Origin of the sequence: Dorea sp. D27 (assembly GCF_001185345.1) — a bacterium.
Classification (GTDB): domain Bacteria; phylum Bacillota; class Clostridia; order Lachnospirales; family Lachnospiraceae; genus Extibacter.
Genome location: NZ_KQ236746.1, coordinates 324,956 through 335,870 on the forward strand (window position 1 = coordinate 324,956; position 10,915 = coordinate 335,870).

Consider the following 10,915-nt stretch of genomic DNA (forward strand, 5'->3'; position numbering starts at 1 on the left):
GCCAAATGAGAGTTACTAAAGGAGGAGAAACATGAATTTATCTGATTCAAAGAAGAAACTTGCACTTGCGGGCGTGATATGCGGACTTGTGGCAGCATGCCTGGCATACTTCGGCAATCCGGCGAACATGGCGTTCTGTATCGCATGCTTCATCAGAGATACGGCAGGGGCTCTGGGAATGCACCAGGCGGAAGTTGTACAGTATGCAAGACCGGAGATCATCGGACTTGTACTCGGTGCGTTTATAATTTCCGTGATGACAAAAGAGTACCGTTCTACGGCAGGCTCTTCGCCGATGATACGGTTTGTGCTCGGACTTATCATTATGACGGGTTCTCTTGTATTTCTGGGATGCCCGCTTCGTATGGTAATCCGGATGTCCGCCGGGGACCTTAACGCGTGGGTAGCGCTGATTGGATTCGTTCTCGGCGTTGGTTCCGGCGTCGTGGCTTTAAAGAAGGGGTTCAGCCTCGGAAGGGCACATGTGACGAACAAGGCTGGCGGTACGGTGCTCCCTCTTCTCATGTTAGGGATACTTGTCCTTTCCATCGGGACGACCCTTTTGAAGGCGAGCGAAGCGGGACCTGGAAGCATGCATGCGCCGCTCATAGCATCACTGATAGGCGGTCTTGTCTTCGGCGCATTCGCACAGAAGTCCAGAATGTGTTTTGCAGGAAGCATCCGTGATATCATCCCGATGAAAAACTTCGACTTGTTCAGCGTGATTGGCGGACTGTTCGTAGTCATGCTCATATTCAACATAGCCACAGGCCGCTTCGTATTCGGATTCGGCACGCCTGGAATTATCGCCCATTCCGAGCATCTGTGGAATATACTTGGTATGTATGCGGTTGGTTTTGCTGCCGTACTTGCAGGAGGATGCCCACTGCGCCAGCTCATCCTTGCGGGCCAGGGTTCTTCTGACTCAGCGGTTACGGTAATCGGAATGCTTGTCGGAGCAGCGCTCTGCCATAACCTTGGTCTTGCTGCAAGCGGTACGGCGGCCAATGCAGAGACCGGAGAGATTGTTGCCGGGGCAGTTCCGTTTAACGGTAAAGTCGCATGCGTTATCTGCATCGTGGCATGCTTTGTCATCGCGTTTACAAACAAGCGCAAAGAAGCCAAATAATTATGTTTTTGTATTGAAATACAGGTTTATAAGTAGTATTCTGAGAAAGAAGGTTAAATAATATGAAGGAAGTAGATGCGAGAGGTCTTTCCTGCCCGGAGCCGCTTATGCTGACGGCGGATGCGATGAAAGAGGTCAAAGAGGCGGTAAAGGTTCTTGTCACAGAACCACATCAGAAGATGAACGTAGAAAAGTATGCAAAAGAGCATGGAAAGTCTGCGGTATCGACGGAGAAGGAAGGCTATTTCGAAGTGGTAATCGAATAGGCATGAGAAAAAAAGAGTTAAAACTGGTCGTCACATTCCATACGACGGCTGATGCTATGGCAATGGAGAAGGCGTGTAAGAAACACGGTGCTCCAGGACGGATTATCCCGGTTCCCAGGGCAATATCCGCAGGCTGCGGCCTGTCCTGGTGTGCAGGGCTTGACGACAGGGAACAGATGAAAGAAATGATGGCAAAAGCCGGCATTGAAGAAGAGGACATGCACGAGTGCATGGTTTAGAATAAATGCCGCTGAGATGAACATGCCCCGGAATAAAGGATGGATTCCTGAATTCCGGGGCATGTTTGTGCTGCCGTCTGTTATTTATACACCGTCTACGAATGTGTCAAGCACATGCGGCAGAAGCTTGTCGCTGTACTGGGAAAGTGAGTATTTTCCCTTGAAAAGCGACCAATCATACAGCAGTGCACGTTCAAACATGGCATAGATGGCCATGAGCTCTTCGGCAGTGCTCGTGTTCTTAAATTCTCCTTTTTCCAGACCTTCTTCCAGAATCTCCGTAATCCACTTGAAATAAAAACGTTTGCTGTCAGAAAGAGACTTCTTATCTTTCGTGACAAGCTGTGAAGAATACAGCAGTGCAAGCAGCTTGATATCTACACTTGTCTCTATCATATAAAACAGCTCATGGTTTAAAAACAGGAGCTTGTCATAAGCAGACAGATTCGGGTCAATAACTGCGGCCAGTTCTTCGTATTTTTCATCAAACAGATATGACAGGGAATTAAGCAGTGCTTCTTTCCCTTTGAAATAGTGGTAGAAAGTGCCTTTAGAGGTCTTTGAAGCACAGATGATATCCTCTACGGTCGTCTGCTCATATCCGTTCTTGTAAAACAGATTCCAGGCAGCTTTTACGATGCGGCTCTTCGTTGACTGTCGCTTTCGTGGCATCGTCACCCATTCCCTTCTCTAGATTAACATATCGTGTACCGCGGACAGATGTGCGCTGCACAGCCTGCCTTGATATACCTTTATATAAAGAGAAGCGGATTATGAACTAATCCGCTTCTATAACTACCGCAGTACCAACTTTAATTCCGGCAGATATTAACCGACCTGGAACCCATATTTCAATGGATCTGTTGGATCGATCAAGTATGTAGCAACACCGGTCAGGTAGCAGCTTCCTGTAATCATAGGAATTACTGCATCGTAGTCAGCGACCTTTGTCGTCTCTTTGATAACACCCTTGAATGTAGTGCCGATAAAGCTTTCGTAGATGAATTCCTCGCCTACGCCGATTTCTCCCCAGTGGTGAAGCGTAGCGAGCTTCGCGCTAGTTCCTGTACCGCATGGTGAGCGGTCAGCCATAGCATCTCCGAAGATTACTACGTTTCTCATGGTTGCTTTGTCCGGGTTAGGTGTCGGTCCATAGAACTCTACCAGATCAACCGTATCAATGTCAAGCAGAGGATGCTTAACCGGAACTTCTTTGTTGATGACATCGAGAAGCTTCATTCCTAATTTTGTGATATCAGGAACCGTCTTCGGGCTGATCTCTTCGATGCCGATCTTCGTCGTGTCAACTAATGCGAAAAAGCTTCCGCCGAATGAGATTGTAAATGGAATCTCTTTTCCGTCGATTGTAACGGAGAGGTTCTCTTTATAAACGAAAGCCGGTACGTTTGTCAGCGTGACATGCTCAACCTTGCCGTCTTTTACAACAGCTTCTGTACGGATGAGCCCTGCAGGTGCTTCCAGAACGACTTCGTTGACCCCTTCTTTGGACTCTACAAGTCCGGCTTCAACAGCGACGGTAACAGCACCGATCGTACAGTGGCCGCACATGTTAAGGTATCCGCCTGTATCCATGAACATTACGCCGAAGTCAGCTTCTTTGTTGACAGGCTCGCACAGGAATGCCCCAAACATATCATGATGTCCTCTTGGCTCGAACATCAATGCCGTACGAACGTGGTCGTAGTTGTTCTCCATCCATTTTTTCTTTTCGATCATTGTGCTGCCTTCCGGCTCCGGAAATCCTCCAATGACTACACGGCAGAACTCGCCGACGGTGTGAGCGTCCACTACCTGTAATGCCTGCTCAAACCGATCGAAGTTAACATTTGCTTTTAACTCCATAATTCATTACCTCCTTAAAATTTACTCATAGACAATACCTATAAGTTTTTATAAAAACACATCGGAGATTCCCTTGTCTCCTCAGTGCCTTTTACAGAAGAAACCGCATATCGCATATAATAGCGATATAAAATTAACAATTAGACCGCATTCTAGTATCACGTTCAGTCTGCTACAATTATTATGTACGATAAACCTTGAAAAGTCAATGATTTTTTGGTAAGATAAAAAGTAAATAAAAACGGTTGAAATATGCATAAAATTGTGTTATAGTCAAGACGCATGAGGCAAGAACCATGGGGGTAGATGGGTGACTGGTGTGCCTCCTAGTCTTCAAAACTAGTGTGGGGCGTTAAGAGCGTCCTGGGTGGGTTCGATTCCCACATGCCTCCGCCAAAAAAGACACATATAGTGTTAAAAAAATAGCGATAACAATATATTGTAATTATAGACAAAATTTATAAATAACGTAAATGGTATGCTGCGGACATGTAATAAGTAAACGGGATGTATGTTTCGTTTTTTACTTATAAAAAAGAAAATAAAGGAGAAAGATGTCATGGGAAATGTGCAGATTTTATTACGTCAACATGTTGGTGCACCCTGTGAAGCAATCGTAAAGGCTGGGGATGAAGTTAAAAAAGGTACCTTGATTGCAACACCTGCAGGCCTTGGCGCTAACATTTTTTCCAGCGTGTACGGTGTAGTGGAAGAAGTGACGGATGACCGTATTATCATCAAGCCTGATGAAGAGCAGAAAGACGAGTTTGTACCTATTAAAGAAGGCAGCAAGCTTGAGATGGTAAAGGAAGCTGGAATCGTTGGTATGGGCGGTGCCGGATTCCCGACAGGAGTCAAAATCGGGACAGACCTTAATGGCGGCTATGTGTTGGTGAATGCAGCAGAATGCGAGCCGGGACTTCGCCATAACATCCAGCAGCTTGAAGAGCAGACTGATATCACGATCCGCGGGCTGAAATACTGCATGGAAGTCTGTAACGCTGCAAAAGGTATCATTGCTATCAAGAAGAAAAATGAGAAAGCAATACAGATATTAAGAGAAGCCATCAAAGACGAAGATAATATTACGATTCATCTTCTTCCGGATATCTACCCGATGGGAGAGGAAAGAGCAGTCGTAAGAGAAGCGCTTGGAAAGCTTCTGGATCCTACACAGCTTCCTTCTGCGGCAGATGCGGTTGTAATCAACTGTGAGACGCTGCTTCGTATCGCAGAAGCTATAGAGCTTAAAAAGCCTTGCTACAGCAAGAATATGACAGTTATCGGCAAACTGAACGGCGGAAATGAACCACACGTATATATGGACGTTCCGGTTGGAACATGCGTGGGGGATATGATTGAAAAAGCCGGCGGCATCGACGGTACATATGGAGAGATTATCATGGGCGGACCATTTACAGGAAAGTCCACTACATTAGATGCGCCTGTGACAAAGACGACGGGCGGCATCATCGTAACAGTTGAATTTCCAGATTTACACGGCGCTAACGTGGGTCTGTTGGTATGTGCCTGCGGCGGAAGCGAAGACCGTATGCGTGAAATCTGTGAAAAGATGAATGGCAAGGTTGTATCTGTGGCAAGATGTAAGCAGGCAATCGAGCCAAAACCGGGAGCGGCGCTCAAGTGCGAAAATCCTGGAAACTGTCCTGGCCAGGCACAGAAGTGTCTCCAGTTCAAGAAGGATGGAGCTGAATTCATCATTATCGGCAACTGCTCTGACTGTTCAAATACAGTTATGGGTTCCGCGCCGAAACTGAAGCTGAAAACATTCCATCAGACAGACCATGTTATGAGAACAATCGGTCATCCTCTGTACAGGAGACTTACAGTTTCTAAAGAAGTAGACCAGCTTCCGGAAGGAAAATAAGTCTGCGGACAATGGTATTACTGCCGCACATGATGAACTGTAGAAGACCCCCGATTCTTTTACAGGCGGAAGTCGAGAGGTATTTCGTGTATCATATGTGGCTGTATATATAATTTTAATAAGTGCCCAGAATGGATACTTAAGCAAAACCAAACAAGGAGGGAAACAAATATGTCAATCACAGCTGAAACAGCTAAAGAACATGCTCATGATCCTGCCGTATTATGTTGTAGAGCCGAAGCAGGCGTTACAATCGAAGCTGCTAATCTTGAAGATCCAGCGATCTTTGATGATTTGGTAGACTCAGGATTACTGAACCTGGATGGTGCATTGACCATCGAACAAGTTTTAGGAGCAAAACTTACAAAGACTTGTGATTCACTTTGCCCGCTTACAGCAGATGTAGTAGAAGGTGCAAAGGCTCCAAGCGCTCCGGCGGCAGAGGAAGCTCCGGAAGAAGAAGCTCCGGCGGCTCCGGCACCGGTTGCACCACCTGTAGCAGGACCTGCAGCAGGCGGAACATTAAAAATCCACATTGGGGAAGGTAAAGATATCGATCTTGAAATCCCGGTTGGTGCTCTTGGCGGCGGCGCGGCAGCAGTTGCTCCATTGCCGGCAGGCGCGGAAGCGGCAGTAGCAGGAGCAGCAGCTCCGGAAGCAGCTGGCGAGGAAAAAGTAGTAAGAAGCTTAACAAGAAAACACTTCACTATCACAGAAGTTAAGAGAGGGCCTGAGACAAAGATCGAAGGAACAACTCTTTACATCCGTGAAGGAATTGAAGCAGATGTTATTGCTGATCAGGATCTGGTTAAAGATTTCAAACTGGAAGTTATCACACCTGATTTATATCACACATATTCTGAAACAGTTATGGACGTTCAGCCAATCGCTACAAAAGAAGGCGATGACGTAGTCGGCGAAGGCGTTACGAGAGTACTTGACGGCGTTGTTATGATGCTGACAGGTGTAGATGAAGGCGGAGTTCAGATTGGTGAGTTCGGTTCTTCAGAAGGATACCTTGACGAGAACATTATGTGGAATCGTCCAAGCTGCCCGGATAAAGGCGAAATCTTTATCAAAGGTAACATCGTTGTACAGGAAAAGACGAACATGGAGCGCCGTGGACCTATGGCTGCTCATACAGCATTTGACCTCATCACGCAGGAAATCCGTGAAGTTATGAAGAAGCTTGACGAGAGCCTTGTATCTGACACAGAAGAGTTGAAGCAGGTTCGCCGTCCTGGCAAGAAGAAAGTTGTTATCGTTAAGGAGATCATGGGACAGGGAGCTATGCATGACAACTTCATCCTTCCTGTAGAGCCTGTTGGTGTTCTTGGCGCAAGAGCTAACGTAGACTTAGGAAACGTGCCTGTATGCGTATCTCCGTTGGAAGTGCTTGACGGATGTATCCATGCACTGACATGTATCGGACCTGCATCTAAAGAGATGTCCAGACATTACTGGAGAGAGCCATTGGTTCTTGAGGCCCTGCATGATCCGGAAGTTGACCTTTGCGGCGTTGTATTCGTAGGAAGCCCGCAGATCAACGCAGAAAAATTCTATGTATCCAGACGTGTCGGCATGACAGTAGAAGCTATGGATGCAGACGGAGCTTTCGTAACAACAGAAGGTTTCGGTAACAACCATATCGACTTTGCAAGCCACATCGAGCAGATTGGTATGAGAGGAACTCCGGTTGTTGGTATGTCCTACTGTGCAGTACAGGGTGCGCTTGTTGTTGGTAACAAGTACATGAACTACATGGTTGACAATAACAAATCAGAAGCTGGTATCGAGAATGAAATTCTTGGTAACAATACGCTCTGCCAGGAAGATGCAGTCCGTGCATTAGCTATGCTGAAAGCTGCTATGGCTGGAGAAGATGTGAAAGCTGCTGAGAAGAAATGGAATCCAAACGTTAAATCTACAAACGTTGAATTGATTGAAGCTGCTGCAGGCGTTAAGGTTGACCTCGTTGAAAATGAGCAGTCACTTCCGATGAGCCAGAAGCGTAAAGAAAAATACAGTTAATTCAGGTAATGTTGAATGAACAATGAACGTTTGAATTATGGTGATAAGGTCATTTACATGGAAGGCGTTATCGTGGATATCGACGACTGCAGCATCAGCGTTGATTTGAAAGGACGCCTGGGCTTCTTCAAAGCCCCGAAGAGAATGTTTATCTGCGACTATGAGCTGAAAGTAGGCCAGGAAGTAGGGTGGAACATGAGCTTTCCGGAACAGCTTGGAGATGAGGTAAATGACAAGTATATCAGCAACATTGAAAAAGAAAGACGCAAACAAGAAGAGATGCGCCAACGTATGGATAATAAGGAGGCTTAAAAATGAGTTTAACGGTTGTTAAAGGTTTACAATCTGAAATATTCGTTCCTATTACTCCGCCATCAGTATGGACTCCTGTAACGAAAGAGCTGAAAGACATGTCTATCGCTCTCGCAACAGCTGCCGGTGTTCATACAAAGAGCCAGGAAAGATTCAATCTTGCCGGTGACTTTACATGGAGAAAAATAGAGAACACAACACCATCCAGCGAGCTGATGGTATCCCATGGTGGGTATGATAACAGTGATGTTAACAAAGACATCAACTGTATGTTCCCAATAGACAGAATTCATGAATTAGCTGCTGAAGGATTTATCAGAGCTTGCGCTCCGGTACATGCAGGATTCATGGGCGGCGGCGGAAACCAGGAGAAGTTCAAAGGTGAAACTGGTCCGGCTATCGCACAGATGTTCAAAGAAGAGGATGTTGATGCAGTAGTCCTCACTGCTGGCTGAGGTACCTGCCACCGCTCTGCAGTATTGGTGCAGAGAGCGATTGAAGAAGCTGGAATTCCTACAATTATTATTGCAGCTCTTCCACCGGTCGTACGTCAGACTGGTACTCCTCGTGCAGTTGCTCCGTTGGTACCTATGGGTGCTAATGCCGGAGGACCGCACAATGTTGAACAGCAGACACAGATCGTAAAGGCAACTCTGGAGCAGTTAGTTGAGATCCAGACACCAGGAAAGATTGTTCCGTTGCCATTCGAATATGTAGCTAAGATTTAGTGAACGCAGGTTCTAATCGAAGGGCAGATGTTTTGCATCTGCCCTTTTTTGAAAAATGATATAACGATATATCGGAAAAGAATCCGACATATCGTAAACTTAGTATGACAATAGTTGTCAAATATCGGAGGTGACTTAAATTGGCTGAAGAAGTAAAAGACCTGAGACGTCTTGTAATCAAAGCATTCCATATGAACGATGTAGAATGGGGAGAACACAATGACATAACGGTTGACGGTCATATGACAGTCAGTAAAGAAATGCTTGATAAGCTGGTGGCGGAAGAAGAGCATCTTGAGAAAATCGATATCCAGATCATCAAGCCCGGCGACCATGACCGCTGGACGAATACGATCATGGACATCATACCTGTATCGACGAAAGTGCTCGGAAAGCTCGGGGAAGGGATTACCCACACCGTAACCGGCGTATATGTTATGCTTACAGGCGTGGATGTCAACGGTAAACAGTGTCATGAGTTTGGGTCTTCAGAGGGGAATCTGAAAGACCAGCTTTATTTGAACCGTGCAGGTACTCCGGGGGATAACGATTACATAATCTCCTTCGATGTCACGCTTGCCGCCGGAATGGGGCAGGAAAGGCCCGGTCCGACCGCAGCGCATCGTGCATGCGATAAGTTCATCCAGTCATACCGCGAAAAGCTGAAAAAGTTCAAGGGTGAAAAGTGCACGGAACGCCATGAATATCACGACATCGTAAGACCCGGCAAGAAACGTGTCCTTATCGTAAGACAGGTTGCCGGACAGGGCGCTATGTATGACACACATTTATTCGCGAAGGAACCTTCAGGAGTCGAAGGCGGACGCTCGATCATCGATATGGGTAATATGCCGATACTTGTTACACCTAATGAGTACAGAGACGGCATTATCCGGTCCATGCAGTAGGAGGTGTAATCATGGGAATAGGACCATCAACAAAGGAAACATCATTACATCACTTCAGAGATCCATTGCTGGATGTCGTGTCAAGTGATACGGACTTGGATTTAATGGGAATCATCATCGTGGGAACGCCGGATGATAACGAGGATAAGATGCTCGTAGGCACAAGAACTGCCGTATGGGCGGAAGCCATGCGGGCGGACGGGGTTATCATATCATCTGACGGATGGGGCAACAGCGATGTAGATTACACGAATACATGCGAACAGCTTGGAACCCGTGGAATTGCAGTGACGGGGCTTAATTTCAACGGGACAGTGGCTCAGTTCGTCGTTGTGAACGACTATCTGGACGGCATCGTAGATATTAACAAGAGCGTGGACGGAACAGAGACGAATGTGGTCGGAGAGAACAACATGGTTGAACTGGACTGCAGGAAAGCGACAGCGCTGCTGAAGCTGAAGATGCGCAAGAAATAGGAGTTTACGTAAAGTGGGACGCCGCTGGGGAGGCAGGGAACATCTGCTCCGATGCGTCCGGGAACTGCGACTATCACACAGATTCCTAAGCCTGTGGAATGTTCGCCGATAGCGGCTCACACCCCACGGGCCAAGGAATCTGGTGAGGATTCTCCGTCCCTCCCGCTTATACCTTCGCATCTGCCCCCTGCCTCCCCAGCGGCTATCTACTTTACTGGCACGGCGGGGGTGGCTGTGTGACGTTACTGGCGGCCGGAAGGAATTTATCTGTGCCGGTATATTATTAAAAAGGCGGAATGAAATTATAATGAGGAAGAGCCGGTATCAGGTACAGGGATGTTATGTGAGATAACATCCCTCGCCTGATTCCGGCTCTTCCTGCAGCAACGGCGTGCACGCCTCACTGCAAACGTTTAACTACGATAATATACAACATTTTAAACTGTATGTGCTGTATAAACTAAGCTTGCTATTATTTGCCATCTAGCTGACGCAGCCAGCGTTCATCCGCTGGCCAGTAATGTCACACAGCTACTCTCGCCCTTGTTAAGTGAAGTAGATAGCGGGCGGGGAGCAGGGTGGGAGATGCGCAGGTGTAAGCGGGAGAGGCGGAGAATCCTTTCCGTAGCCCTTATCCTGCGGGATGTAAGCCGCTATCGGCGCGCATTCCGGAGGGTTAGGGATACGTGAAATAGTCGGAGCCTCCTACGCATCGAAGCATCTGCCACCCTGCTCCCCGCACGCCGCCTAATTTACCTAAACCCCCATTTAATACCTCAGCTGAATCCCTTGTTCTTCAATCCAGTCCTCTAGGTCATCTTGAGCGTCGGCGGCCCAGGTACCAGACAGTTCCTTTTCCTTGTCTGTCAAAGCGTCCTCATTTTTGCCTGTGGCCTCTCTTTGCTTTCTTTTTTCGTCTTGCATAGTAGATCTCCTTCCCTTTTACGTGTTGATATTAATAATAATTCTGGCATATGTATAGTTATGCAGATTAGCCGGTCCATCTGCGCCTTTGGATTAAAGAAAAAGGCACGACATACGGTATGTCGTGCCCTTTCTTTTGGTATGTCATTGA

At 47.0% G+C, this 10,915-nt stretch carries 12 protein-coding genes and 1 tRNA gene; 10 read left to right on the plus strand and 3 right to left on the minus strand.

Annotated features, from left to right (window positions below; all coding sequences use genetic code 11):
* The first annotated feature begins 31 nt into the window (after nt 1-31).
* From yedE to HMPREF0980_RS15250, 3 genes are all read left to right on the plus strand, one after another.
* The gene (gene yedE, locus HMPREF0980_RS15240; RefSeq protein ID WP_049729941.1) at nt 32-1,129 is read left to right on the plus strand and encodes a YedE family putative selenium transporter; all 1,098 of its coding nucleotides are present in this window, start codon (nt 32-34) and stop codon (nt 1,127-1,129) included.
* 62 nt (nt 1,130-1,191) lie between these two features.
* Nucleotides 1,192-1,395 carry a sulfurtransferase TusA family protein gene (locus tag HMPREF0980_RS15245; RefSeq protein WP_049729942.1) on the plus strand — a complete coding sequence of 68 codons (204 nt, stop codon included), beginning with the start codon at nt 1,192-1,194 and terminating at the stop codon, nt 1,393-1,395.
* Nucleotides 1,396-1,397: 2 nt separating this feature from the next.
* Nucleotides 1,398-1,634, plus strand: coding sequence for a putative Se/S carrier protein (locus tag HMPREF0980_RS15250; RefSeq protein ID WP_049729943.1), 237 nt, complete (start codon nt 1,398-1,400; stop codon nt 1,632-1,634).
* Between the two features lie 84 nt (nt 1,635-1,718).
* Here HMPREF0980_RS15250 and HMPREF0980_RS15255 read toward each other — a convergent pair whose 3' ends face one another.
* Entirely contained in the window at nt 1,719-2,306 is a 588-nt protein-coding gene (locus HMPREF0980_RS15255) for a TetR/AcrR family transcriptional regulator (RefSeq protein ID WP_049729944.1), read from the minus strand.
* Between the two features lie 156 nt (nt 2,307-2,462).
* Entirely contained in the window at nt 2,463-3,497 is a 1,035-nt protein-coding gene (locus HMPREF0980_RS15260) for a proline racemase family protein (protein ID WP_006444975.1), read from the minus strand.
* 298 nt (nt 3,498-3,795) lie between these two features.
* Between HMPREF0980_RS15260 and HMPREF0980_RS18975 the strand changes: the two genes are divergently transcribed.
* The 7 genes from HMPREF0980_RS18975 to HMPREF0980_RS15290 all read left to right on the plus strand — a co-directional run bounded on the left by HMPREF0980_RS18975 (nt 3,796) and on the right by HMPREF0980_RS15290 (nt 9,840).
* Nucleotides 3,796-3,893, plus strand: a tRNA-Sec gene (locus tag HMPREF0980_RS18975).
* A 115-nt stretch (nt 3,894-4,008) separates the two neighbouring features.
* Entirely contained in the window at nt 4,009-5,385 is a 1,377-nt protein-coding gene (prdC, locus tag HMPREF0980_RS15265) for a proline reductase-associated electron transfer protein PrdC (RefSeq protein ID WP_084002859.1), read from the plus strand.
* Between the two features lie 171 nt (nt 5,386-5,556).
* On the plus strand, nt 5,557-7,416 hold the full coding sequence (gene prdA, locus HMPREF0980_RS15270; protein WP_049729946.1) for a D-proline reductase (dithiol) proprotein PrdA: 1,860 nt from the start codon (nt 5,557-5,559) through the stop codon (nt 7,414-7,416).
* A gap of 15 nt (nt 7,417-7,431) precedes the next feature.
* Nucleotides 7,432-7,728, plus strand: a complete 297-nt coding sequence (locus tag HMPREF0980_RS15275) for a CBO2463/CBO2479 domain-containing protein (RefSeq protein WP_049729947.1) — start codon at nt 7,432-7,434, stop codon at nt 7,726-7,728.
* A gap of 2 nt (nt 7,729-7,730) precedes the next feature.
* Nucleotides 7,731-8,456, plus strand: coding sequence for a D-proline reductase (dithiol) protein PrdB (prdB, locus tag HMPREF0980_RS18730; RefSeq protein WP_082912698.1), 726 nt, complete (start codon nt 7,731-7,733; stop codon nt 8,454-8,456).
* A 140-nt stretch (nt 8,457-8,596) separates the two neighbouring features.
* On the plus strand, nt 8,597-9,364 hold the full coding sequence (gene prdD / locus HMPREF0980_RS15285; protein ID WP_049729949.1) for a proline reductase cluster protein PrdD: 768 nt from the start codon (nt 8,597-8,599) through the stop codon (nt 9,362-9,364).
* An 11-nt stretch (nt 9,365-9,375) separates the two neighbouring features.
* On the plus strand, nt 9,376-9,840 hold the full coding sequence (locus HMPREF0980_RS15290; protein ID WP_049729950.1) for a glycine/sarcosine/betaine reductase component B subunit: 465 nt from the start codon (nt 9,376-9,378) through the stop codon (nt 9,838-9,840).
* A gap of 768 nt (nt 9,841-10,608) precedes the next feature.
* Here HMPREF0980_RS15290 and HMPREF0980_RS18980 read toward each other — a convergent pair.
* Nucleotides 10,609-10,764 carry a hypothetical protein gene (locus HMPREF0980_RS18980; RefSeq protein WP_157039374.1) on the minus strand — a complete coding sequence of 52 codons (156 nt, stop codon included), beginning with the start codon at nt 10,762-10,764 and terminating at the stop codon, nt 10,609-10,611.
* Nucleotides 10,765-10,915 lie beyond the last annotated feature (151 nt).